15 protein-coding genes are annotated in these 25,913 nt (G+C 60.9%); 2 read left to right on the forward strand and 13 right to left on the reverse strand.

Translation table 11 applies throughout. The features are described 5' to 3' along the window. Positions 1–75: 75 nt before the first annotated feature. The 3 genes from IPM54_42460 to IPM54_42470 all read right to left on the reverse strand — a co-directional run bounded on the left by IPM54_42460 (position 76) and on the right by IPM54_42470 (position 4,854). Positions 76–708 (reverse strand): Hsp20/alpha crystallin family protein, encoded by a 633-nt coding sequence (locus IPM54_42460; protein ID MBK9266439.1) that lies wholly within the window; start codon positions 706–708, stop codon positions 76–78. Between the two features lie 382 nt (positions 709–1,090). Beyond that, on the reverse strand, positions 1,091–2,428 hold the full coding sequence (locus tag IPM54_42465; GenBank protein ID MBK9266440.1) for a DUF1501 domain-containing protein: 1,338 nt from the start codon (positions 2,426–2,428) through the stop codon (positions 1,091–1,093). A gap of 11 nt (positions 2,429–2,439) precedes the next feature. After that, positions 2,440–4,854, reverse strand: coding sequence for a DUF1588 domain-containing protein (locus tag IPM54_42470; GenBank protein ID MBK9266441.1), 2,415 nt, complete (start codon positions 4,852–4,854; stop codon positions 2,440–2,442). Between the two features lie 207 nt (positions 4,855–5,061). Here IPM54_42470 and sseA point away from each other — a divergent pair, with 207 nt between their 5' ends. Beyond that, positions 5,062–5,901: a 3-mercaptopyruvate sulfurtransferase gene (gene sseA, locus IPM54_42475; GenBank protein MBK9266442.1), complete on the forward strand. Its 840-nt coding sequence runs from the start codon at positions 5,062–5,064 to the stop codon at positions 5,899–5,901. A 9-nt stretch (positions 5,902–5,910) separates the two neighbouring features. On the opposite strand, the gene IPM54_42480 is transcribed toward sseA, so the two are convergent. From IPM54_42480 to IPM54_42520, 9 genes are all read right to left on the reverse strand, one after another. After that, a complete protein-coding gene (locus tag IPM54_42480; GenBank protein MBK9266443.1) occupies positions 5,911–6,627 on the reverse strand; it encodes a response regulator in 717 nt (238 codons plus the stop codon). Then, a complete protein-coding gene (locus tag IPM54_42485) occupies positions 6,624–8,321 on the reverse strand; it encodes a DUF4118 domain-containing protein (GenBank protein ID MBK9266444.1) in 1,698 nt (565 codons plus the stop codon). Before IPM54_42485 ends, IPM54_42480 begins: the two co-directional genes overlap by 4 nt. A 92-nt stretch (positions 8,322–8,413) precedes the next feature. Next, positions 8,414–10,327, reverse strand: coding sequence for a potassium transporter Kup (locus tag IPM54_42490; protein ID MBK9266445.1), 1,914 nt, complete (start codon positions 10,325–10,327; stop codon positions 8,414–8,416). Positions 10,328–10,492: 165 nt separating this feature from the next. Further along, entirely contained in the window at positions 10,493–10,915 is a 423-nt protein-coding gene (locus IPM54_42495) for a hypothetical protein (protein ID MBK9266446.1), read from the reverse strand. A gap of 55 nt (positions 10,916–10,970) precedes the next feature. After that, positions 10,971–12,359: a methylenetetrahydrofolate--tRNA-(uracil(54)-C(5))-methyltransferase (FADH(2)-oxidizing) TrmFO gene (gene trmFO, locus IPM54_42500; protein ID MBK9266447.1), complete on the reverse strand. Its 1,389-nt coding sequence runs from the start codon at positions 12,357–12,359 to the stop codon at positions 10,971–10,973. 154 nt (positions 12,360–12,513) lie between these two features. Further along, positions 12,514–15,165, reverse strand: a complete 2,652-nt coding sequence (gene topA / locus IPM54_42505) for a type I DNA topoisomerase (GenBank protein ID MBK9266448.1) — start codon at positions 15,163–15,165, stop codon at positions 12,514–12,516. A gap of 85 nt (positions 15,166–15,250) precedes the next feature. Continuing rightward, positions 15,251–16,228, reverse strand: a complete 978-nt coding sequence (locus IPM54_42510; GenBank protein ID MBK9266449.1) for a DNA-processing protein DprA — start codon at positions 16,226–16,228, stop codon at positions 15,251–15,253. A gap of 173 nt (positions 16,229–16,401) precedes the next feature. Further along, complete coding sequence (locus IPM54_42515; protein ID MBK9266450.1) at positions 16,402–17,442, reverse strand: hypothetical protein; 1,041 nt, start codon at positions 17,440–17,442, stop codon at positions 16,402–16,404. A 113-nt stretch (positions 17,443–17,555) separates the two neighbouring features. After that, complete coding sequence (locus IPM54_42520) at positions 17,556–19,340, reverse strand: DUF4215 domain-containing protein (GenBank protein MBK9266451.1); 1,785 nt, start codon at positions 19,338–19,340, stop codon at positions 17,556–17,558. 174 nt (positions 19,341–19,514) lie between these two features. Between IPM54_42520 and IPM54_42525 the strand changes: the two genes are divergently transcribed. Then, on the forward strand, positions 19,515–20,663 hold the full coding sequence (locus IPM54_42525) for an acyl-CoA/acyl-ACP dehydrogenase (GenBank protein ID MBK9266452.1): 1,149 nt from the start codon (positions 19,515–19,517) through the stop codon (positions 20,661–20,663). Between the two features lie 13 nt (positions 20,664–20,676). On the opposite strand, the gene IPM54_42530 is transcribed toward IPM54_42525, so the two are convergent. After that, positions 20,677–25,896, reverse strand: a complete 5,220-nt coding sequence (locus IPM54_42530; GenBank protein MBK9266453.1) for an SDR family NAD(P)-dependent oxidoreductase — start codon at positions 25,894–25,896, stop codon at positions 20,677–20,679. Between the last annotated feature and the right edge of the window lie 17 nt (positions 25,897–25,913).

Below are 25,913 nucleotides of genomic sequence, written 5' to 3' on the forward strand. Positions count from 1 at the left end.
CCCGCGGTTTGGCAAGGGCACACCAGTCCCCGCCGGGCGGCCGCGCGCCGTAGATTTGGCTTTCGTCACTGCCGCTCACTTGACCTCGATGGGAATCTCCGTATTGTCGCCGGCAGTCCCATCGGTCGGAATCGATATCGTCAGCACTCCATCGCGCAAGAGCGCCTCGATGCCGTCTCGTCGCGCACGCGGAGGCAATGCGACCGAACGAAGCATGGCGCCTTTTCTCCGTTCTTCGAGCCGGCAGGTACCATTGCCATTGCCATTGCCACTTCGAGTGTTCGTTCGCTCCGCACGAATCGTGAGCGCGTCACCCGTGATGGACACGTTGACTTGCTCCCGCGCCGTACCCGGCAAATCAACGAGCACCCTGACCTCCCGCTCGAATTCGAGCACGTCGATGGGAGGCGGCACGGGCGCCACGGGTGTGACTTTGCGCGGATCGCCGCCATTTTGCATTCTCTGCTCCATCAGGCGCTTGAACTGCCTGTAATTTGCCTCCGCTTGTTCTTGCGGATTGACCTCGGGCGGCGATTCGCGCCCGACCGGTGTGAAGGGTCGCCCTGTCAATGCTTGATATGCACTCGCCACTTCGGCAAACGCTTGCTCCACGTTCAACATCGGATTGTCCTTCCGCCTCGAGGCCGCAATGAGATGATTATCGAACATGCCACCATCGGGCGGGGCTTCGATTTGCAAAACGCTCATGAAGCGCCCCCGAACCACCGGAGCAGCGTCATTGCGTCGCACGCAGCCCGCCTCAACCGCGACGACGACGGACAATACCCATTGCTCTGGCCCTTGTCTGTCAGTCCAGTCGGTGAGATCGGATCAGGAATTTCCCGAAGTAAACGCGATCTGCAAAAATCGCCCTTCGAAGAAGGCCTTGGCAATCATCCTGCCGAGCACGCTCGGGCAAAAAACGCGCACCTGCACAAATCACGGCGTTTCTTGAACGCCATGATGGAAAGCTGGGAAATCGTCCGCCCATTACGGATCGTTTGCTTCGGCGTGCTTCGTCATGCGCGTGCATGACCGCTCGCTTCGTGCATCCAACGCGCGAAGCGAGCGTCCAAGGATTGGCGGGGTATCAGCTCAGCATATCGTCGAGCGGTGCGTCGACGGGCAGCGCATACTTGTCGCTCAGCGCGGCGCTGATGCCAATCTTCTTGCGCAGCGCTCGTTGAATGTGCGCCGGCAAAATGCGCGTTCCCGCCGGATCATCGTATCCGAGCAATTGTTTCGGATTGCTCTTGCTCACCGAAAGCGGCCGCATTTCATCGTCCGTTCCGCCAATCACGGTCCCGCCCGGAATTCCCGGGCCCGCAAACAACATGCTCGTGACGTTCCAATGGTCCTTGCCGAATTGCGAGTTGTACGTCGGCGTTCGCCCGAAGTCCGATCCCACGACGACGTACAGGTCATTCGACAAACCCATCGAATCTGCCAGGGTCATCAAGTACCTGATGGTGAGCATGAGCCGCCCGAGCTGACGCGGGTGATCGATGTCGTGGAAGGCATGCGTATCAAATCCGAACGTCGCGAGACTCGCGCTCGTCGCCTGCCCCGACTTGAATGCGCACAGCGCCATTTGAACCGCTTGGAGATACCGCTCGAGCTCGTTGTCGTTGTATCCACCGAGGTTCGGGAACGCCTCGCCAACCTCGACGAGTTTGGCGGGAAGAACATTGGCAAGAGCGGCAAATCCAGCCGCTCCGGCGCGCGCCTCGCTGAACGTGCGAATGGATTCGGCCATGCGCGGCGTACCGGGAGCTTTTGCGAGCTGTTCGAGCCGCGTTGCGCGAGCGGCCGTGAGGCGGTCGTACGTCGCATCGCTGAAATACGGGCGCCAATTGGCTTGCTGTTCGCTCGGATTCGTAATGCTCGGCCGCGCGACACGCAAAAGGTTGTTTCCGCCCGAAATTCGCGTGAGCGGTACGAGGCCATCGGTGACGTCATACCCGCCCGAGCTGATGTACGAGACGGGCAAGAGCTGCGTTTCGGCGACTCCGGCAGCGAGCAACGCCGCAATGCTCGGGAGCTCTTCGAATGTTTTACCGCTCCAAACGTGCTTGACGCCGGTGTCGTGATTGTTCGTTTGGGTGTCGATTCCATTGACGACCAAGAATCGGCTGCCCAAATCGCTAAAGAAGTTTTGCACCGTATCGAGCGTGACGCCTTGGTTTTTGCACTCGAGCGGCGCGATTTGCAGTGCACCATGCTTGATGGGATCTCCGTAAAGATTTTGTTGAATCTTCGCGGTCGCCTTTTTGGCGTCACAAAAAAGCGTCGTATCCCAACCTCCAGCCGCGTGAAGCGCAATCACGTACGGCCCACCATAACCACCGGTTTCGGCTTCGCTCCGCCACGGCAAAAACATGGAGAGCGCGCCGAGCGATCCGAGTTGCAAGAGTTGTCGTCGTTTCATGGCTTGCTCTTTCATTCGTAGATGAAGCGGACGTCCGAAAAGATGTAAGCGACGACGGCCATCCATGGGCCAATCGTGTATTTGTCGTCGTGATCGATCTTTTGCCCCTCGGGCAGTTCCTCGTCGAATGCGTAGCAGGTCGGATCGTAATCCAACCAACCGGGCGTTCCGCAAGAATAAATCTGCGACGACTTCCTGTTCCATATTCCGAGGCAATCCCAGGGGAGATACCACGCATCGCCCGCCGTCGAGATCTCCTGGTACGTATCGCGGAAAATGGCATATGCCGCGTCGATTTCGGGATCGTCCGGCCCGTGTGTTTCCCCGAGCGCTCGTTCGAAGAGCTCCACGATCGTCGCGCGAATCTTCGCCTCGCCATTTTCGGGTGTCGTGTCCCGCTCGACGCCTTTGAGCAGCGTCCTCGATTCTGCCGGTTGCGTGAATTCGAACGCCACCGTGCGACAGGCGATTTCATTCGCCATGCGCTCGGAAATGTTCGCCACGAGCGGGTTGGCGCTCGTGAGGCGCGTGGTCACGGCCAGCGAATCTATACCACCGTATAAGATCATATACCGTTCGTATAAATCGTGTGGACGTTGCCCCTTCGAGCCCCAGCCGCCGATCGACCACGGAATGCCCGCCGCCGCTTCGATTTTTCTATCGAGAATTTCCGGCGGTAAGAGCCTTCCCGCACCGATTTCCAAAGCAAGTTGAGGATTGCCCACCTCCGTTCCCTTGAACCGGAAAAACGCGCTCTTCACGATGGCGCGAATGATTTCCTTGTAGTTCTCCCCCGACGTCCTGAAGACTTCGGCGAGCGAATGGAGGAATTTGTCTTGCGCGTCCCACGCAGCGAGTTTTTCTTTGAATGCCGGATCGGCAGGGTCGTCCGGATACCGTAGGACTTCGCGGCCCATGATGCCCTTGTAGGCGACTTGCGAGACGCTCAATGCGAAGCGACTATCCGTCGTGACCATTTTCACGAGCGCCGGGAGAAGGGCCGATTCTTGCCCAGCAATTCGTTCCGTGCCGAATCCCGGCGGGAGCATTTCTTGGTGCGGAATCGTCGCCGCCGTGATTTCGGGATCGTAATCGAAATTCGCGGTGTCCGAATAATTCGAAAACGACGTCGCCACCGGATCGATGAGCGTATGGCAAACAGCGCACGCAGGCGCATTGCGGGTCGGATTGGCAATGCCCGTGAGCGCCGTCGTGTCGACGGGCCTTTGCGCGAGCGCGAGAACGTTGGTCGCAAGAAACGCCTTGTACACCATTCTCGCCCGTGCGCGGTTTTTATTCGTCTCCGTGCTGACCCACCGCCCAAGGAACGCGGGTGTCGTGAGGACGCCGGCATGAGGCACCGGCCCGCGCTCGTTACCAACGACTTTGATTTCTTTCCACTCGCCAAAGTTATCGTACGTCGGCGCAGGAAATTGATTCGCGGCGTTGTATGCAATGGCCGACCAAGGATTGGCCATCGTGTAATCGGCCGTGAGGATTTCACTGAACGGGGCGTTCTTTTGAACCACGTTGGCAATCAAGGCCAATGGCTCTTCGATGAGCGCATCCCGGACCGTCCCCCAATGAGTATAATACTCGTACACGCATTGATCGTAATCTGGCTTGAAGGCGCACTGCGGATCAGGTCCGTCGCGCCAAACGCTCATGGCGGGAAAGTCTTCGAGCCTGAATTGGAACGGGCCGACCTGCACATCGCCGCCTGCATTCGTCAAAAGCACGTCGTTCCACGATTCTTTGACGTGCCGCATGAATCCAGGCTCGGTCATGAGCGCGTCGAGCGCCTTGTCGAAGCTCGCTTCGTCGGAAATGCCTTTTTCGCCGTCCGCCGGCAATCGCCCACCCAGAATGATGGCGGCACGGCGAAATGTCGTCGCCCAGCCATCGACTTCGACGCCCGCGAGCGGATCGACGATGGTGCCGCCGCACGTGCCAGCGGTCGCCTGAACTTGTTTCGCCAATTGCTCGAAGAGCTTGTATTCGGCGCTGTCTTTCCCAATGACGGCACCGCCGACGTGCGTATCGCCGCCGGTTGGCTTGACCAAAAACTTGGGTACGCCGTCGATCTGCTCGCTCACCATACGGCTGACTTGGTCCAAGTTCACATCGAGAAAGTCCGGGTACGCGTCCCATTCGAGCACGAATGCCGCAGCGCGCGATTTCGGGTTGTCGCCCGTGGCAGCAGACCCGCCTGGAGCATGGCACCCGGTGCATTTCGCATTCAGGATGGGCCAAACCTGCTCGGCGAAGAGCTGTCGCGTCTCGGCGCATGCTTGCGCAGCCGTTACTTCGTCGCTCGTGCAGCCCGGCGCCGTCGCGCCCACCGCGAAAAGTGCCGCGGCAGCAAGGACCGCGCCCAACTTCCGTCTCGTTCGTTTTCTCGTTTCGGATGTATCGAGTCCGCTCATTGGACCACGATATCAAGAAATGCGCGCGTTTGGTAACTCCATTTTGCCGACTTCACAGTATCACCCAGGCTTTCATTTTTTAGTGCGAGTAGCCGCATCATTGTTTTGCAGCGTACTCATGTGCTCGCCCCAGTTGCAACCGGAGCCGAGTTGTGGAATCACCATGCTCGACCGAGATGATCGGGACATCGAGCAAAAGGAAACCTCATGGAACCTCTCGTCAGCACCGAATGGCTCGCCGCTGAATTGGGCAAGGACGACCTCGTCATCTTCGATGCGACGAAGTATCTCCCGAACGAAAATCGTGATGGTCGCAATGAATTCATCGCGACGCACATTCCAGGTGCACGTTTTTTCGACATTGATGAAGTCGCAGACAAGGACACTCATTTGCCACACATGGTGCCGTCCGTCGGTCGATTCGAACGGCTCATGGGGGACATGGGCGTGACGAATACCATGCGCGTGGTGTTTTACGATCAAAAAGGCATTGCTTCTTCGGCGCGAGGGTATTGGCTCATGCGACTTTTCGGACACGATGCCGTCGCCGTGCTGGATGGAGGGCTCCCGAAATGGCGTAACGAAGGGCGTGTGCTGCAATCGGGCGAGCCATCTGCGCCGATTGCCACGAAATTCTCGGCTGCGTTTCGTGCGCAGCGCCTGCGAGGCGTGGGGGACATGCTCGCCAATCTCGCGACGAAAGCTGAAATCGTGCTCGATGCGCGTGGAGCGGGGCGATTTGCAGGGACAGAGCCCGAACCGCGCCCGGGCGTCCGATCGGGTCACATCCCTGGAGCCATGAATTTACCTTATGCCCAATTGCTCGGCCCGGGCGGCACGTTCCTGCCGCCGGATGCATTGCGGGAGCGATTTGCAAAGGCGGGTATCGATGGAAGCAAACCCGTCGTGACGAGTTGCGGCACGGGCGTCACGGCCTGCATTCTTTCGCTCGGAATGAGACTCGCCGGTTTGCCCGAAGCACCCGTGTACGACGGCTCGTGGACCGAATGGGGCAGCCGAACGGACACGCCGATTGAAACGGGGTGAGCCGAACCGTCACGGGGCACCTTCCGCCCCTCGATCACGCAATCGATATCCAACGCCCGGCTCGGTCACCAGCAATTTGGGTCGTGCTGGGTTCGATTCGATCTTCTTCCGCAACTCGGCCATGTGCACGCGCACGTAATGCGCCTGATTTGCATACACTGGCCCCCATACTTCTTTCAAGATTTGCTGATGTGTCAATACCTTGCCGGCATGCTGAGCCAGTAGCACGAGCAACTTGTATTCAATGGGCGTAAGGTGCACTTCACGACCAGCAATCGTTACCTCGCGGCGCACCAAATCTATTTTCAATTCGCCAAACTCCAACACTTGCACGGCCTTCGTGGCGCTCGAGCCTCGAGCGTGGCGCAACGCAACGCGCATACGCGCCAATAGTTCGTTCACGCCGAAAGGTTTTGTCAAGTAATCGTCTGCGCCGGCATCGAGCGCCGCCACCTTGTCGTCTTCTCGGCCGCGGGCAGAGATGACGATGATCGGCATGCGGCTCCATTCACGAATTCGCCGCGTGACATCGATTCCGTCGCCGTCGGGGAGCCCGAGATCGAGAAGGACGAGCTCCGGGTTATGTGTCGTCGCGAGCATCAATGCTTCGGCCGACGTGCTTGCCTCGAGCAACCTATAGCCGTGCGAACCAAGCGTGGCGCGCATGAATCGCAGCATTTGCGGTTCGTCTTCGACGACCAATACCAGCGCGCGAGGATCGGTCATGGGGATACCTCGTCTGCGGTCGATTGGACGGACTGAATGGAGGGAACCTGCCCGACCTGCGGCAGAACGATACGCACGAGGGCGCCGCCGCTCGGGCGATTTTCTGCAGAAATGACGCCTCCATGTGCTTCGACGATCGCTCTGCAAATAGGAAGCCCGAGTCCAGCGCCTGATTTGCCGGCATGTTCGCCCCGGAAAAACTTCTCGAAAACGCGTTCCTCGGTCCCCGGGACAAACCCTCGACCGGAATCTCGTATTTCGAGAACGACAGCATCATCGACCCTGCGCGCTGCGATTTCGACCGGTGATCCCGCGGGAGTGTAGCGCGAGACATTTTCCAACAAATTGACGAATACTTGCTCGAAAAGAACCGCATCCACCGAAAGCAGCGGAAGCGAATCAGGCAAATCGATTTGTATGGGCCTTTCTCCAAGATATCGTTCGAGGCGGTTCAGTGCCGAGCCAACCACTTCTTCGAACGGGACCCACTCGCGTTTCAAAGCGACGGGACCGGATTCGAGCCGCGTCATGTCGAGCAAATTGGCGACCAGGCGCTCGAGGCGTTCGGCTTCGTCACAAATGGTCTCGAGCAGCTCGGTGCGACTATTCGCGCCAAGTCCTCGATCGTCGCGGAGCGCAGTTGCGGCGCCCGTAATCGAAGCGAGCGGTGTTCTGAGGTCGTGCGAAACTGCGGACAGCAATGCGCTGCGCGTTTCTTCCGTTTTTGCGCGCAATGCGGCGGCCCTCGCTTCGGTCGAAAGCCGCACGCGCTCCAGCGCAAATGCCGATTGACGACAGAATGCTTCCAAAAACGCCCGTTGCTCCACCCCGAGCGGCGACGTTGGAGCGAGCGCGAGCACGCCGAGGACCGAGCCGCCCACGCTGAGCGGAGCGCATACGATTTTCGAGCCGGGGAGCGTGTCCGTTCCAAAACCACATAATCGCCCATGCTCGAGCGCCCAGCGTGCCACGGTGAGCTCCTTGGTATCCGCGACGGTCGAAGCCGGCTCGGCTGCCAGCGTATGCAGCTCGCCACTTTCATTCACGCGCAGAACCATCGCGGGCGCACCGAATACCCCCGCTGCCTGATGCGCGACGATCTCTGCAATCCCGAGCTCGTCGGCAGCAGCCGCGAGATTGCGACTGAGCGCATAAAGCGCCGCCGTACGCTCCTCGCGATGCCGAGCATCTTGCTCCTGCCTGCGAATGCGCGCGGTCAATTCACTGATGAAAAATCCCACGCCGAACATCATCAAGAAAGTCAATAAATATCGCCCATCGGCAACATCCAACAGGTGAAACGGTGGCACGAAAAACAAATCGTACGCGACGACCGAAAGCGCCGCGGCGAGAATCGAAGGCCCTCGCCCCAGATATGCCGCAGCCACCATGACGGCGACGAAATACAATACTTCGATATCCGGCACCGCATACACGGCCTTGGCCGTGGCTGCAATACCCGTCGCCGCAGCGACGATGAGCGCCGCGAGCACATACGACGTCATTGCCGCGGGCGGCTTTTTTACAATGATTTTTTCCGTCTTCTCGTCCGCCGTGGGATTGCCGCTGATGACGTCTCCACTTCCTCGAGCGCGCTTCTCGAGAGCCTCCGCTTCCTTCGCGCGACGTAACAACACATCGGGATCGGGTCTCCCATCATCCTCGGTCGGTGCATCTGTGGTCGAATTCTTCATCGCGAAGTGCTCACGGTCGCTCGTTCTTCGTAAGCTCATCGCGGGCAAGATTCAAGGCTCGTCGTAACGGCAGCAAGAACGACGATTACCGCTTACAAATCAATCTGCATGCCGAGCTCGACCACGCGTCCCGGGGGCAAACCGAAGTACGCCGTCGCCGGCCGTGCATTGCGTGAAATGAACGCAAAGAGCGCTTTTCTCCACTTCATCATGCGCGAGTTTCCAGTCGTCAGCAATGTCTCGCGCCCGAGGTAATAACTCGTGTCGTGAAGCTCGACGGTGAGCCCGTGCTCTTTGCATGCGACGAGGACGTTCGGAACGTTCGGCGTTTGCATGAATCCGTAAAGTGCCTTCACCCGGTAAAACCCGTGCCCCAAGTGTTCGACCGTAATACGTTCGTCGGGTGGTACCTCGGGCACCTTTTGGTTCACGACCGAAAGAAAAACGATTTGCTCGTGAAGTACTTTGTTGTGCTTGAAATGGTGAAGGAGCACGGGCGGAATGCCATGAGGGTTCGACGCCATGAATACCGCCGTTCCCGGAACGCGTTGCGGTTTCGTTCGCTGCACGTCCTCGATGAACGCGTCAATGGGAAGAATGTTCGATTTGAAAGCTTGAGCGAGGAATCGGCGACCTGTTTTCCATGTCGTCATGACCGTGAAAATGACGGTCCCCATGGCGATCGGGAACCATCCGCCGTGAAATAATTTCGCCGTATTTGCGGTAAAAAAGGCAAGGTCGATACCGAGGAAGAGCATCACGGGCGGCAGCGCCTTCCAAAGGGGCCAATGCCAACGCTGCGTCACGACCACGAAATAGACGATCGTCGTGATTGCCATCGTGCCCGTGACGGCGATTCCGTACGCCGCCGCCAGCGAGCTCGACGTTTTGAATTCGAGGACGAGCCAAATGCAGGCGACGAGCAGCGCGCTGTTGATCTCGGGAATGTAGATCTGCCCTTCGGTTTCTTTCGATGTATGAATGATGGTCACTCGAGGGAAATACCCGAGCTGCACGGCTTGCTGCGTGAGCGAATAAGCGCCCGAAATGAGTGCCTGCGATGCGACGATGGCGGCAGCCGTGGCAATCCCCACCGTGGGATAGAGCGCCCAGGAAGGCACCAGCGCGTAGAATGGATTCGTCACGGCCGCAGGGTTCTCGAGCAAACACGCGCCTTGTCCAAAGTAATTGAGCAAGAGCGCAGGAAATACGACAACATACCAAACTGTACGAATGGGACGGCGGCCAAAATGCCCCATGTCGGCATAAAGCGCCTCGCATCCTGTAATGCAAAGCACAACCGCGCCGAGGAGCAAAAAGCCGTGCAGCCGGTGCGCCATGAAAAATGTAATGGCATGGACGGGATTGACGGCCGCAAGAACGCTCGGGTGCACCACGATCCAGCGAATGCCGAGGATGGCAATCGTCACGAACCAGAGGAGCGTTATCGGCCCGAATACTTTTCCAATGCCCGCGGTGCCGTGCTTTTGCATGAGAAAAAGCGCCAACAAGATGAACACCGTGAGCGGAACTACGAACGGTTTCAGCTCGACGGTCGCCACCTCCAGCCCCTCCATGGCGGAAAGCACCGAAATGGCCGGCGTGATGACGCCTTCGCCATACAGCAATGACGCGCCGAACAGCACGAGCAGCACGAGCGGTCCGGTCGCCGCGCCTCCACCTTTGCGGCGCGGGACGAGCGCCAAAAGTGCCAAAACTCCGCCCGCCCCGTGATTGTCCGCCCTCAAGATGAACGTCAGATATTTGACCGTCACGACCAGCGTCAACGACCAAAAAACAAGCGACAGAATGCCAAGAATGTTGGCCGGTGTGGGGTCGACGTAATGCGAGCTGTGCGGACTGAAGCATTCCTTGATGGCATAGAGAGGACTCGTGCCAATGTCCCCAAAAACCACGCCAAGCGCTCCGAGGAGCAAAGGCAATCGAGCTGGATGGGCCGGTGCATGTGCAGCGGCATCGGGGGACTTCGCGTGATCGGCGTCCATGACGGGCGCATGGTACTCTGCAACAAGCCGTCCAGAGCACCGAGGCGGAAATCTTGATACAATCTTGATACGGCAAAAAACCGACAATGGGTAATCGGGGGCGTCGTCGAGGCAGCTCGTTCAATCGTGGGAGATATGCCTCGGCGTACGCCTGCCGCGTGCGCGTCAGGTGCGTTCGCCGGCGCGAACCCTGTCGATCCACGCGCGCGCTTCGGCTTCGGTGTCGGTGAATCCAACGACCAGCGAGCCGTCACGCAGCAGTCGCACGGCTTTGGCAATCATCGTAATCATCGTGCGCACATGGAACGGGGCGCCGAAGCTGATGAATGCACCCACCCTGCCCGATTCCACGTGTTTCAGAACGTATTCACGTGCCCTGAGCGTGATGAGGCCCGATTTCCGAGCGTCCCGAAGCACATACACCTTCGTCGACGATGGGAGCTCGCGGATTGCAGCGACGAAAGCTTTGATGTGTTCGAGATCGACATCGCCATCGATGTGCAGGTAAATCAAATCCGGCGGCTCGATCGTCAGCCGATGTCGCCCTACCTGGCGCTGCCTGTCCGCTTCTGAACCCCCGTCGACCATACGAGCATGCTACATGGGTTCGACCATCTGGGCAACGGGCGGCTCTGCTGCCCCCTCACAACGCCGCCACGCGCCACGGCTCCAAATCCAAAAGCGCCCGCGCCGCCATCGCCTCGTACCGAGCTCGTTTGACGAGCTTTCTCTGCTTTGGGTCCTCGAGCGGCGGAATATGCGCCCACGTAATGTTCGACGGCTGATACTTGGGCTGCTCGCGACCAAGATGCGTCAAAATGCCACCCAATGCCGTCGTCGCTGGAGGCGCTACAATGGTTTTTCCTGCCAATCGATGCGAGAGCATCACTGCACACAAAAACCCCGCCGCAGCGCTCTCCACATACCCCTCCACCCCAGCCACTTGCCCAGCCACGAAAACCCCAGGCATCGCCTGAAGCTCCATCCCAGGACCAAGCACCTTGGGCGCATCGACGAACGTATTTCGATGTACCGAGCCAAACCGTAAAAATTCGGCTTGTTCGAGACCCGGTATCATCCGAAATACCCGCGCCTGCTCGGGATACTTCATCCGCGTCTGAAAACCGACCAAGTTGTACGCCGTCGCCGCCCGATCCTCAGGCCGAAGCTGCACCACCGCATAAGGACGCCTGCCCGTATGCGGGTTCACCAAACCCACCGGCTTCATCGGACCATACGCCAGCGTCCGCTCGCCACGCTCCGCCATGACCTCACACGGCAAACACCCCTCGAAGTACCGAACATCCTCGAACGACCGCGCCTCCATCTTTTCCGCCGCAACGAGCGCCGCGACGAAAGCTTTGTATTGCGCCTCATCGAATGGACAATTTACGTACGCTTCATCACCAGACTCTTCCGCGTCCTCCGCCATCATCTTGCGCGCCGGGTCCCGCTCGCCCGTTCCCTTGCCCCAGCGCGACTGCTTCCACACTTTCGTCTGGTCGATCGAGTCGGCAGCCACGATCGGCGCGATGGCGTCGTAATACGCCAAATGAGGCGCCCCAACGGCCGCTGCGATGCTCTGCGCAAGCGCATCCGACGTGAGCGGCCCCGTGGCCAATATCACTGGACGCTCGGCCGGTATCTCCGTGACCTCGCGGTTGTCCACCGTGATGCGCGGATGCTCACGCATCGCCGCCGTCATCTCCGCACCAAACTTTTCCCGATCGACCGCCAGCGCACCGCCCGCGGGCACCGCCGTCAGGTCCGCGTTGCGCATCACGAGCGACCCACAGCGACGCAGTTCTTCCTTGAGCAGCCCCACGGCGTTCGCGAGCGCTGCTCCGCGCAGCGAGTTCGAACAGACGAGCTCCGCGAAGTGATCGGTCGTTTGCGCGGGCGTGCGCTTGGCGGGCTTCATCTCGAAGAGACGCACGCGAAAGCCGCGCTCGGCGAGTTGATACGCAGCCTCGCAACCAGCAAGGCCAGCTCCGACGATGGTCACGTCGAACGAAAGCTCGGAGTTTGTCATGGCGAACCCGGGCCCCCCCGGGGGCCGCCCCCCCCCCCTCCCCCCCCCCCCCCCCCCCCCCGCGGGCCCGGGGGGAGAGAAAAAACAACACCCCCGCCTCTCCCCTCTCCCTTACGCAGGGAGAGGGGGCCGGGGGGTGAGGAGGGTGAGGAGGCTAGTCGGAGGCTCGCGCGCTGCGGCCATCACCAGCCTTGCGCTTGATGATCTTCATGCCGGAAGCCTTGCCAGCAGGTTTGGCTTCGGCCGCCTTCTTGGCTACGGGCTTCTTCGCCTTGGCCTTCGCCTTGGGTTTGTCGTCGCCCTTCGCCTTGGCCTTCGGTTTGTCCTTATCGGACGCCTTGGCCTTCGCCTTCGACTTCGACGACCCCTCGTCGTCTTCATCGTCGCGCGGAATCCGCGGAGCAAGCCCGCCCTTCGGCGCCACGATCGGCCTCGCCGCAAGATCTGCCTCGATCTCCTCGGTCAGCTCTTGCTTGTGCGAGCATTCCTTCGTTGCACACACGAGCATCGGCGTCTTGCCACCTGCACGCGTGAGGAACTCCGCTCCACATGCGGGACACGGAATGGGCACAGGCTTCGCCCAAAGCTTGAACTCGCACTTTTGCTCGGCGTTGAAGTTCGAGCATCCGTAGAACGTGCGGCCGCCCTTCTTGCGCGGACGAACCTCGATGAGATCACCTCCGCACTGCGGACACGCCACACCGAGCGGCACCGGGCGCGTGTTCTTGCAGCTCGGATAACCCGTGCACGACAAGAAGTCGCCGTAGCGCCCGCTGCGTACGACCATGAGTTTGTCGCACTCGTTGCAGTGAATGTCGGTCTCGCGCACCGATGCAGCCGAGGTTCCATCGACGCCGAGATCGCGCGTGCCTTTGCACTTCGGATACCGCTCGCAGCTCAAGAACCAACCGTTCTTGCCCCACTTCTTCACCATGAAACCATCGCCGCATTCTTCGCAGACGATGTCGGTCTTCTCCGAAGGAGGCTTCCACGATGCGAGCTTCTTCGACTTGTCGAGCTGCTCGCGGAAACGCTTGTAAAAACGCTTCAACAGCGCTTCGCGCTTCAGGTTGCCCGTACCAACCTCGTCGAGCTCCTCCTCCATCTGCGCCGTGAAGTTCGGATCCATGAAGTCGAGGTTTGAACGGACAAGCCCGTCCACGACAAACTTGCCGAGCATCGTCGGTTGGAACGCGCCGCCCGGGAGTTTTTCCACGTACGCGCGCTGCTGCACCTTGCTGATGATCTCCGCGTACGTCGAAGGCCGTCCGATGCCGCGTTTTTCCAGCTCGCGCACCAGCGATCCTTCGTTGTACCGCGGCGGCGGCTGCGTGAACTTCTGCTCCGTCAACACGCCCGGCGGACTCACGAGCTTCGGCTCGTCACCTTCGTTGAGCTCCGGCAAGAGCGCATCGCTGTCTTCTTCTGCAGGCGCTGCAACCGTCTTTTCGGTCTCGGGCGCTTCGGGAGCTGCTTGCGCGTCGGTCTCTTCGTCGCCCGCAAACTCGCGCTGCCCTTCGGTCACCTCGAGCCACCCGCTCGCCTTGAGCACGCGGCCCGTCGAACGAAGCAGGTACTCGCGATGAAGCGCATCCGGGCGCGTCGTCTTCGCCTGCATCTCGACCGTCGTTCGATCGTAGACCGCAGGCGTCATCTGCGACGCGACGAAGCGGTTCCAGATGAGCTTGTAGAGTTTGTACTGCTCGTCCTTCAGGTGCTTCTTGATCGAGTCCGGATGCAAGTCGACGTTCGTCGGACGAATCGCTTCGTGCGCGTCCTGCGCGCTCTTCTTCGTCTTGTAGACGTTCGGTTTGTCCGGAACGAACGCCTTGCCGTAGCGCTTTTCGATGGCGGTGCGCACTTCGGCGATCGCGTCGTCGCTGACGCGTGTCGAGTCGGTACGCATGTACGTGATGAGACCGACGGGGCCGCCGTCTTGCTTCAGATCGATGCCCTCGTAGAGCGCTTGCGCGATCTGCATCGTGCGCTTGGCGCCGAAGTGCAGAAGGTTTGTCGCGTCCTGCTGCAGCTTCGACGTCGTGTACGGCGCCGGCGGATTGCGCTTCTGCTCGCGCCTCGTCACGCGAGCGACCTTGAGCTTCGCGGTCTCCAGGTCGAGCTTCACGTCGGCAGCGCGCTCGCCGTTCGTCACCTCGATCTTCTCGCCGTTTGCGCCGGCAAGTTTTGCGCCGAAGGACGACCCATTCGGAGCGGACAGCGTCGCCGAAACGTTCCAGTATTCCTGCGGGACGAACGCTTCGATTTCCTTCTCGCGATCGGTGATCAGGCGCAGCGCAACGGACTGCACGCGACCCGCGGACAGACCGAACGCGAGCTTCGACCAAACGAGCGCCGAGACGTCGTAGCCGACGATGCGATCGAGCACGCGGCGCGCCCTTTGCGCGTCGTACAAGTTCGCATCGAGCGGCCGCGGATGATTCACCCCTTGGTCGACGCCGCGCTTGGTGATCTCGTGAAACTCGACGCGCGCCACCTTGAGCTTGTCGTCCTGGATCTCTTCGGAAATGTGAAACGCGATCGCTTCACCTTCGCGATCAGGGTCGGTCGCGAGAAGCACGGTGTCCGCCTTCTTCGCCGCCGCCTTGAGCTCCTCCAGGATCTTCTCCTTGCCCTCGATGACCTCGTACTTCTCGGTGAAGTCCTTGGCGACGTCGACGGCGTTCTGGTTCTTGGGCAGGTCCTTCAAATGCCCCTTCGAGGCAATGACGTCGAAGCCCGTACCCAGGTACTTCTTGATCGTCTTCGCCTTTGCCGGCGACTCCACGATGACGAGTGTCTTGGTCATCACCACCTACTGATCCACGCTGCGTAAAAACGAGGGAAAAAACCGAAGGGCCAAAGGCCGTTCGAGCGGCAGCCTCTAGCCCTGCCTACCGGACGCCCCTCCGGTAGCAGCCGGCGGGGCCCTCTACTACTACGGTCTGCAGTGTCAACGTCAAGAGTGCCCCAACCACGGCAGGCAGAGGGGCTCCAACGGTGTCACAAATTACATCTATGTGCATAGGTTCGTAACCTATAGCACTCAAAACGGTTTGCTCGAAGGTTCCAAGTTCCAAGTTGGGCGAAGGAGCGGTCTGACGAACCGCGTGCAGCAGGACTTGATCAGGTTCGCCCATGGTGGCAGGGAAGGACAATCGGGCTTGTCCGGATAGCGTGGTAGGGTGGGACATCGAGCGGTTTTTCGACGGTGGGGGCAGACCGAGGGTGTTGAGGACGTCGGCCGCGGACGTTACGGCACGGGCGCCTCGAGCGAGCTCTTCGGCGCAGCCGGCGCCGGCGTGGCTCCAAGGGGCATGAGGCACGACGCAGAGGGGTCGTCCGAGGCGGCGGGCCCAGGCGGCGGTGGATCGAGCGCCGCTGCGGAGGCCGGCTTCGACGACGATGGTGGCGAGGGTGAGGGCGGCGAGGATTTGGTTGCGGGCGAGGAAGTTGAAGGGGCGTGGTGGATAGGGATCGGGCAGGCGTGAGAGGAGGGCGCCGCCGGTGTCGAGGATGCGTTCGTAGAGGCGAACGTGTTCGGGTGGGTAGGGGCAATCGAGGCCTGCGCCCATGACGACGACGGTGGGAGTGCCGGCTTCGAGCGCGGCGAGGTGAGCGGCAGCGTCGACGCCGACGGCGCCGCCGGACCAGATGGAGAGGTCGGCGCCGGCGAGGTCGTGGACGAGCGAGCGGGTGAAGGCGGCGGCTTCGCGGCTGGCGGCGCGGCGTCCGACGATGGCGACGGCGGGCTGAAGGGGCAGCGTACCGCGCAGGTAAAGGGTGGGCGGTGGTTTGTCGGGTTTACCGAGCACGTAGAGGGAAGCTGGGTACGAGGGGTGGTCGGGCTGGAGGACGATGGTGGTGTGCACATAGGTCCATCGTTTCGGCGGCGGAAGAGTTGCGTGAGGCGTGCACTTTTTTTGGAAGGGGCTGGGAGGCGGGAGGTTTCACAAAAAGGGGTTGGGGGTGAGGCGTTTGTCTTGGCGGCATGGGGTTCGTTGGACGCAGCAGAGACAAACGCTCACGCATCGGTCGTCCGTCATTACGGCTGATACAAGAATGCGCTGCCCCCGTATTGCGTGGTCCATGTCTGTACGAGCGTCGTGAAATCCGTCACGACGACCGACCCCTTGTCGCGCAGCGACGCGATGGGCACCAAAACCGTCGTCTCGATGTTCGCAAGACCCCCCGGCGCCGTGATGTCCGCGGGCCTGATGTTCCACGATGCCGTGAGCAGTGCGTTCGCGGGAGCGGTCCCGCTGGCGTATAGGCCCACGAGCTCCTCGACGCCCGCCACTTGATTGTGCCAGGCCCCGAATGCGATGATGTTTCCGGCCGGGTCGTCAATGAAGAAATTGTCGCGGTCTTTGGGACGCCAGGCGCCGCTGACGAGCGGGTCATTGACGTGCATCGGGGTGCCGGCACCAATCAAGATATCGCCGCGCCAGCTCGCCATGGGGTATTTGAGTCCAGGGACCGGACTCCGAAAACGATCCCACTGTTGAAATTGCGGCAGTGCCGGATCCCAAATATGACCGCCAATGACGGTGCTCCCACCGACCTCGAGCAGCTCGAGCAAGTAGGCAACGTCGGTGTAATTGTAGCCGCCATTTTCGTGGGAATGCGGGTCGATGACCACGCCGAGGTCATCGTGCATGTATCGGAGGAAGTTCTTGCCGCCCGTATTCGCTGTCGTTTGTGCGTCCTCGTAAAGGCGTGCAGCTTCGAGGATTTTCCAATCGGGTTGAAAGACCCATTGAAGGTTGTGTTTTTGCGCAAGCTCCGCCATTTCGATGAGCTTGCCGCGCAGGCCAATGTATTGCTGCCGATTCTCTGGCGCCCCGAGCATCCCTCCAGGCGAATTGTCTTCGATGTGGGTGAAGAGCACGACATGGACACGGGCATCGCCACTTTGCCCGCCGCCGCTTCCGCCAGCACCGCCATCGCCCCCGGCGCCACCGTCACCGCCAGCGCCGCCGCTGCCGCCGGTACCGGTGCCGCTCGTCGCAGTGGACGACCCATCGCCGCAGCCGCTGGTGAGGAAAACGCAACCGAGAAGCGCAAGAGCAAGGACTGGATGCATGCAGTCATGCTCGCAGCGGGCGCACAGGGGTGTCAATGGGCGAGCGAAACGAATGCAACCGCGAACCCTCGCGCGATATGCAGTGCAAGTAGGCCGCCGGAAAAGCGTCTTCCCTATTTGCCAATCACGCGGCCGGACGCGAATTTGAAGTAGGAAGAATACGCCGCAGCCTCGAGGCAGGTAGCGAAGTCGACGCTCTGGTTGTTCGCATCCCGACAGCCGTCGACGATCTTCGTCATACCGTTCGCCACGAGCGTATATGGGCCGCCCGCACCCGCGACCGGCGCGCTTGAATCAACCTGATCGGGCTGGGTTGGGCTGATAACGCTGACGATGCCGAATACGTTGCATCCGCCAACGATGACGTCGAGCAACGAGTTTTGCACGGTGTATCCCTGATCGCAGGCGAGCTGGCCCCCGGACGCGAGGTCCGCCGGTATGGGCACCTTGTCGAGCGACGTCGCACCAACATTGCCGCATAGCTTGCCCGCACCCGTGTCCTCCGGTTGCCCCGTGCTCGCATACGTCTGCAGCGCCGGGTCGAGGTTCTCCGATGCAAGGTGGCCCGGCGTCGTGCCCGCCGACATAAGCGGCGTGCTCACCGCGCCAATGGATGCCGTCAATCGCGCGCCGCTCATCCTGAGCGTCGCAGGCGTGCCCGCGAAGTTGATGGCGAGCGTGAGGTTACCCGGACCCGCATGCAGCGTACTCGCCGAAACGTAGCCCACGAGCTTGTCGAGCGGATTGCGGTTCGCATCGATGGAAAGCTGGCTTATCGTGTACCACCAATCGAGATCGCTCGTGCCGTCGTACATGGCGCCCATGACGGGCGATCCGGCCAATACGCCAACCTCGACCTTGGGATCGGCCTTGCCGCTGGCGTCGTCGAGGCCGAGCGTTTTGAACAAGACGCTGATAGAACCGTTTTGAACGCCCATGTCGATCGAGCCTTGAATCTGGCCTTGCGCCGCGGCAGAAATGGCGCCTCCGAGCTGATTCACGGGGCAGAACGGAGCTTCTGTGCCAAATTGCAGCTTGAGCCACGTGGCGCGCTGTACGTGCTCGAATTTGCACGCGGAATCGCAGCCGTCGAGGTTCGTCGTATTGCTGTCGTCGCAATGCTCGCCAGCCTCGCGCATGCCATTGCCGCAGACCGATCCCGAGGGGAGCAGCGTGCAATCGGCTTGGCAGCCATCGCCATCGACGGTATTGCCGTCGTCGCAGGCTTCACCGAGATGCTGGACGCCGTCGCCGCACACCGTGGGCGAGCAGGCGCCACCAACGCAGACCGATGCCAGCGCGCAGACGTCGCCATCGCCAATGGGATTGCCGCAGGTATGCGTAGCGTCGTCGCACGTGGTGCCCATGCACGGATCGACGTTCGAGCAGTTGCGCGTTGGGTCATCCGAGACGCAACTGAACTGGCAGGAATCGCAGCCGTCGCCGTCCATCATGTTTCCGTCGTCGCATTCTTCGATTGCGTTGACATATCCATCGCCGCAGATGTCGGCAAGACAGGCGCCCGCAATGCAGATTTGGCCATTGCCACACGATGTGCCATCGTCCGCGTTTTGCCCAGGCGTGCAGACGTGGGCGTCGCTACACGTCTCGGGGCCATTGCACCAGTTACCGTCGTCGCATTTCACATTTCCGGTTTCTGGCGTGCTGTTGTCGCACGAGTAAGAGCAATCGGCCTCGCAACCGTCACCGCTCACGTCATTGCCATCGTCACACGCCTCGTCGCCTTCGACGACCGCGTTGCCACACTTCACACTGCCGCCCGAGCCCGTGGACGTGGTGGCGACGTCACCTTCGCACCCGGCGACGGACGCCATCACGACGAGCCCCGCGAGCCCCATACGAGCCATGAATCCAAGCGAATTCGAAAACCTTTGCACGTCATGCCTCCTAAGCGTTGCGGCCCGCATCGAGCGACGCCGCATCGCCATCCTAACCGATCCGTCCACGAAGGGGTGATTTCTCGCGATGGGACCGAAAGCTGCAACAGCGACCGGTTTTGTCCTGCGAAGCGGCCAAGAACGCGAGAAACGATGTTGGTGGGTGGAATTGCAATGGTAACGGGGCGCCAGGTAGGTTATGTCGACGCCGCTCATGGAGGTCATACCGTGCAAAACAAGACTGTCGTTTCGGAGAGTGAATTGCTTGCGGAAGCCGCCAAAATTGCAGAAACGTTGACCAAGCACGCTGCCGAACACGACCGAGAGGCTTCGCTGCCCGTCGAGGGGATCGACGCGATCCTCGCGTCGCCCATCAACACATCGCTTCACGATGGAGCAAGTTGGACCGCGTTTGCGCAAATCGTCGGCACCTTGGCGAAGGGCGATCCTTCCGCCGCGACGATATGGCTCATGCATCAAGGTGCCTCGTGGCTCTTGAAAAGCTTGCCGAACCATGACCTTGCAGCATCGTTCGAATCCAAGGTTCGTAGCGGTGCGTGGTTTGGAAATGCGTTGTCCGAGCCTACCGGTGGCAATCTCTTCCTGATGCCGCTACAGGCGGCCGAGCGAGTCGAAGGTGGATGGCGACTTTCGGGTGCCAAACGATTCGTGAGTGGCTGTGAACGGGCAGAGCATTTCCTCGTCAATGCGCTGTGCGACGGCGTGCCGGGATTCTTTCTCATTGACAAGGACGAGACCATCGGGATCGAGGACATTTGGGACACGATGGGTATGCGCGGGACACGCAGCCAGCTCGTTCATTTCAATGGGACGCTTCTCCCCGAAGCTCGTCGGGCAAACGTGAGCATGGACGCGCCGAATCCGATTCCGGTGGGACTTCCCTGGTTATCGATTGGAATCGCGCAGGCGGCGATGGAGTTTGCCATCGAATATGCGAAAAATCGCGTAATACCAGTGAAGAACCAACCGCTCTCCCACTTGCAATGGGTGCAATTCGCGGTGGCAGACATGGCCATCACGCTCGATGCGGCAACGGCGCTTGCGACACGCGCAGCGACGGCGACGGATACGCGGGACCCGCGCGCAGGAATTCTCCATTTCGAGGCGAAAGTGGCGGCGAACGAAGCAGCGGCAAAAATAGCTGCATCGGCGCTCAAGATCTCGGGAGGAACGGGCTATTTGAAAAAGCACCCCATCGAGCGCCATTTTCGCGATGCCGTGAGCGGTCAACTCATGGCGTGGTCGACCGAGGTCACGCGCGATTTCCTCGGAAAATTGCTCTTGGGCCTGCCGCCTGGGTAATGTGGCCCACCTTCTAGTGCCGGGTCAATCTCATCAGGGTGATGCTACCCGTCGGGTCCATGCTCAGCTCCACATCCTCACGCCGAAAACCAGCCTTGACCGCCAGCTCGGCCATCTTCTGCGGAGAGCGATACACGAGCCACCAATCGAGGAACCACTCCATCGACGCCTGTGACCAGTGGTGCGGCACATAATTGCTGGTAAACACCTGTGCACCGGGGCGGATGCCCTGATGGATGGCGCCCAAGATCGCCACGACGGCTTCCTCCCCGAGGTATTCGATGAGGCCCATGGAACACACCACATCGACCGTCGCCGCCGCCTCACGAATGCGGCGGATACCTTCCGGCGAAACCAGATTCTGCTGTTCGGTGTAAAACTCGGCGGGCACGTCGAAAGCGGCCTTGGCGTACTCGAAGGAGTTGTTGTCGAAGTCCAGTGCCGTGATGCTGAGCATGCCGTCAAAGCGATGCGCCAGGGTACGCTCGATGGCCATCGGTCCGGCACCGAGGTCGAGGATCTTCAACTGCCGGAGGCCCCGTTCATCGAGCATGCGGAGCAGCTTGCGCACCACCCAATAAGTACGCTGTCGCACCGCCTCAGTGCCAGCGTAGTCGAGGAAGCAGCGATCGAGGTGGTAAGCGAGGCCGGTGGTATGCACCTGGTTGCGGAACATGCGGTCCAGCAGCACGTGGTCGCCAGGATAACCCAATGGCTTCTCGAGCACGCGGTAGAAGATATTGGACTGCTGGCCATAACGACGGATCAGTTCATAGCCGCGCTGTTGCAGGCGTTTGGTCTGTTCCCTGTTCAAGCTGGGCGCCGCTTCGCGCAGGGTCTGCAGGGTCTCGTCGATGATGCGCCGTACATATTGCTGATGAGCCTCGGTCAGCGCATGCTGCGGGTCCTGGCCGAATGCGTGGCTGCCCAGCTCCAATTGGCGGCCGAATTCGTCCAAGCACTGTTCTACCCGGCTGAGCGGGTCGCTGCTGGCAGTCAGATTCAACAGGGGCGCCACGGTGGCAGGTTGTTGATCCACGAACACCAGGGTCAGCGCCGCGGGCTGCTCACCCGGCGCGCCAAGATCGACCATCGCGCTGCTGAGAATGTAGCGCTGCGACTGCACGACGAAATGCGTTTGGTACCAGCCCTGTTCGAGCGTCAGGCGCTCGAGGCGCACCTCGGTCGGTTCGATGCCAGCCTTGCGCAAGGCCTCCCGCATGGTCCACACCCGGGTGGCCGACCAACCATAGGGTTCACCACTCTGATAGGTGATGGCCTCGGCGCGGCGATAGTCCTCGGCACCGAGCAACAGAAACCAACTGTTGGCATCGCGCTCCTGCACCGGTTCGAGGTCGATCCCGACCGGACCCGTTGCAACGATAGCGAGCGACAACCCATGACTGTCGCTGATACTCACCTCGAGCCCAGCAATGACCTCTTGCACCGCGGCGGTCTTGGCCGCCAACATCGGTCGGCCATCGGGCGCATGGTGCACCTCGATCGCGTTGACGTCGATGTTGCGAATCCTGGCCAGCGCTTGTTTTGCTGCCTGAACGTTGTTGCGGCTGGTGTCGAAGCGGGCGGCCGACACCCGCTCCCGCAGGGCGGCGATCTCGTCGTCCTGCAGCCAGCCCGATGATGCCGTCTCGTCTTCGGCACGAAGCAGCGCCATGCCGATGCCGTGCAGGGACAGGCCGCCCAGGCGCCGCTCGATGGCAGTAGCGACGGGCTCCGGTTCGAACTGGCATTGCTGGATATTGAGCCCCTCGGCCGAGATGCGCAGGGTAATGCCCGCGATTTTTTCCAAAAGGCGGCCGCCTTTGTCGAAAATCGAGATATCGGCCAGCTTGCTATTGGCCATGTCGCTCAGGATGCGGCACTCACAAAACACCGACTCCCCTTCCGGCAGCTCGGCATTGATAAAGTAATTCTGCATTGCCGCCGGCAGATAGCCATTGGGCAGGGCCAGCGCTCCGGTTTGCAGGAAGGTATCCCGCACCACGGCGCTGACGTGCATGCCCTCTGGCATGAAGATACCCAGCTCCTCCCGTTTCGGCACGCGGATCTCGGAGATCACCGACGCACCGGCCTCGAGTTTGCGGATGTTGGCGATGCGGCGGAAGAACTTACCCTGAAACAGCGGGTAGGGATTGTAGCTCTCGGCTGAGAGCGGCAGCGGCGCACCGATGATCGGGGCACTGCCCTCGACCGGCGCGCTGTCGAACACGAATGTCGCGCTGTAATAACGCACCTTGTTGGCGAACAGCTCCACTCCATAACTGTCGCCCTGCCCTTCGCGTTTTCGCGCCGAGATCTGCACCCGCGTGTCGACGCCAAACGGCACGATGAGCGGCCGGTAAAACACGATCTCCTCGATCCGTGTCGGTCGCTGGTCCTTGTTGCGACAGGCCATCACCACTTGAGTCATCGCCTCGAGGGCCACCACCCCCGGCATCAACGGCGTGCCCTGGTAGACGTGTTCGGCGATATAGCGATCGACGCGGTGATTGAGCACGGCCTCGACGGTGATCGCCGCCTCGGGCAACCAGTCGCTGATCATTTCGATGAAGCGACCCGTTACCACCGGGCGACTGCTCATGATCACGCTGCGCTGCGCATCTGGCAGCGAACCGATGATGACATGCACAGGACCAGGGTGGGGAGCGGACATCAATTGCAAATAGGCTGCAACGCCCTGCTCGACGCTGATCGCCGACACGCCCCGCCGCTCCAGGGATTCGACCACACCGAGCTTGTGCCCTATGCCTGTGCCTTTCCACACGGAATAACCCAGGGTCAAGCAGTGCAGCTTTGGATACGCGTAGGCCAGATCGCGTACTGCTTCGTCGAGCCAGGCATTGGCATAGGCATAATCGGCCTGGCCGTGCATGCCCATCTTGCCGATGATGGAAGAGATGACGTGCAGCATTTTGAGGCGTGTCAGATCAACGCCGTGCAGGATGTTCCACAAGCCCTGCGCCTTGACCCTGAAGCAGCGCATGAACTCCGACTCGCTCAATTGCGTGAAAGGATGCAGGCCGCTGACCCCAGCGCCATGAAACACGCCCCGAGGTTCACCTAGGTCAGCCCGGACCTGTTGCAACGTCGCGTGGACGGCGAGGCTGTCCGCGACGTCGCACATATAATACTCGTGACGAATCCCGGCGGCGGCAAAACGTTGCAGACCGGCGACCACGTCGGGGTGCGACGCGGCAGAGGAGCCGAGCAGGGCCAATGTCGCTCCGCTCTGAAGAGCCAGGGCCATGACCAATTCAGCGGTAATGCCTTTCGCGCCGCCGGTAACCAGCACCACGTCATTCGCATTCAATGGGCTGAAACCGGGCGCTGCCGAGGTTTGGACAGGGGCGGTCAATTCAGCATGACGCTGGCCGTCTCGATAGACATAACCGATGTGCTGTCCAGCGGTTTCCAGCTCGGCGCACACGGTCTTGGCGAGCCAGTCCGTATTGCCGTCAGCGGGCAGAGCCAGCCACTTCATGGCCCCACCGTATTCCTGATGCAACGTCTTCAGCATGGCGGCACCTGCGCGCGTCAGTGTGCCATTCCCTCGCTCCAGACTCACCACCAGCGTCTTGCACTTGCGCAGGTCGAGCCGCGCGGCGGCCTGCTGCATGACGCGCACAAGGGCACTCGCCTCGGCAGCGATCGACGCTTGCGGATCGGCCGTCAGTGTTTCGACGAAATGCCGCGCCTCTCCTGCCGCCAATACAATCAAAAAATCCGCCACGATATTCGTCGTGGCAAGCTCAGCGGGCTGCAATACGTCGAGCTTTGCGCCGGCCCGACGCAGCTCCGCCTCGATGGCGGCCACTGCCGAGCCGTCCAACAGCGGCACCAGCAAGCCGTGCCGGTTACGCACCGCCAAAGCGGCCTCTTCCTGCTCCAGCGCACAGGGCTGATAGTCCATGCGATAGGTCTGAACGGGTTGGTCGACCACGTGGGCGGGGGCGTCGATGACCGGTGGCGTGTCGATCTCCAGCCGCTCGACGAATTCCTGCAGCGTGACATTGGACAGCGCGCTAGGGTCGCCAGCGAGCCGGGCATTCAAGTGTTGCCCCATGGCGATGGCCAGCTCGCCCACCTTGATGGAGTCGAGATTGAGGTCATCGCGCAAGCGCTTGCCGGGGTCGATGCTTTGCAGCGGATAACCCGTCCGCTCGGCGACCCAGGCCATCACGAAATCCTGCACCGATTGCGGCGTCTGCACCGGCCCGACCTTGTCGACCGTCACAGCGATTGGTAACGCCGCCGTTGCCGCCGGGCGGGCGGCGCTTGGCTGAGCATGTTTCAGGTCCAGAGCGATCAGCTCTCGCAGATAATCACCGCGCACGGCCAAATAATCGTTGAATGCCTGTTCGTCCACGTCCGCCGGACGCAGAGCGCTGAAGCGGTCACCGAGCACGATACCGGTCCCGTCCCCCACCTCGGGCGTTTCATACGGGCGCTCGCAGGGATTGACGATAAGCTCGGGTTGATAGTGTTCCAGGTCAAACGGCCGGTAGAAACGGTGATTGAACAGTTGTTCCAGTCGCACGGGGCAACCAATCACAAAAGCACGCGCCATGATGTTGTTGAGCAGCCGGCTGCCGTCATCGTTGCCAATATCGGTGGCGAAACACTCCGCACCATCCACCACGTCGTTGACGAACTGGCCGAGGACATTACCCGGCCCCACCTCGATCCACATATCCGGCTCGTCTGCCGCAACCTTGTTGATCGCCTGCACGAACTGCACCGGCTCGACAATCTGATTGGCCAGTTGCTCTGCAATATTGCTCGAGCTGTCATAGGTCGCCGCCGTCATGCTGGAGATCACCTGCCCTTGCGGTGCGGCAAAGCTCATCTTTTGCAGGCACTGGCCGAACGGCAACGCCGCCGGTGCGACAAACCGTGAATGGAAGGCGTGCGATACCTTGAGAAGCCGGTGCGAGATCTTGCGCTCTTCCAGCAGGCGTGCGAGCTGGGCGATCGCCGCCCTGTCATCCGACAGAACCGTCTGCCGAGTGGAGTTGTAATTGGCGATATGCACCTGCTGGCCGCTCTCCGCCATCAGCGCCTGAAGCTGCTGCACGGGGGCCATCACCGCCAACATCGCGCCGCCATCTTCTCCCGGCAATTGGCCCATGAACTTGCCGCGCTGACAGGCGATGCGCACCGCGCTGACATCGTCCATCACGCCCGCCGCATGCAGCGCCGCAATCTCGCCCAAGCTGTGACCAAGGACCA

It is taken from the genome of Polyangiaceae bacterium (assembly GCA_016715885.1).
Taxonomy (GTDB): Bacteria; Myxococcota_A; Polyangia; order Polyangiales; family Polyangiaceae; genus Polyangium.

Coding starts and splice junctions, on each gene's coding strand:
- trmFO (MBK9266447.1), bottom strand. CDS start 12,359: ATGACAAACTCCGAGCTTTCGTTCGACGTGACCATCGTCGGAGCTGGC.
- IPM54_42515 (MBK9266450.1), bottom strand. CDS start 17,442: ATGCATCCAGTCCTTGCTCTTGCGCTTCTCGGTTGCGTTTTCCTCACC.
- IPM54_42460 (MBK9266439.1), bottom strand. CDS start 708: ATGAGCGTTTTGCAAATCGAAGCCCCGCCCGATGGTGGCATGTTCGAT.
- IPM54_42490 (MBK9266445.1), bottom strand. CDS start 10,327: ATGGACGCCGATCACGCGAAGTCCCCCGATGCCGCTGCACATGCACCG.
- IPM54_42465 (MBK9266440.1), bottom strand. CDS start 2,428: ATGAAACGACGACAACTCTTGCAACTCGGATCGCTCGGCGCGCTCTCC.
- IPM54_42470 (MBK9266441.1), bottom strand. CDS start 4,854: ATGAGCGGACTCGATACATCCGAAACGAGAAAACGAACGAGACGGAAG.
- sseA (MBK9266442.1), top strand. CDS start 5,062: ATGGAACCTCTCGTCAGCACCGAATGGCTCGCCGCTGAATTGGGCAAG.
- IPM54_42525 (MBK9266452.1), top strand. CDS start 19,515: ATGGTAACGGGGCGCCAGGTAGGTTATGTCGACGCCGCTCATGGAGGT.
- IPM54_42495 (MBK9266446.1), bottom strand. CDS start 10,915: ATGGTCGACGGGGGTTCAGAAGCGGACAGGCAGCGCCAGGTAGGGCGA.
- IPM54_42480 (MBK9266443.1), bottom strand. CDS start 6,627: ATGACCGATCCTCGCGCGCTGGTATTGGTCGTCGAAGACGAACCGCAA.
- IPM54_42485 (MBK9266444.1), bottom strand. CDS start 8,321: ATGAAGAATTCGACCACAGATGCACCGACCGAGGATGATGGGAGACCC.
- topA (MBK9266448.1), bottom strand. CDS start 15,165: ATGACCAAGACACTCGTCATCGTGGAGTCGCCGGCAAAGGCGAAGACG.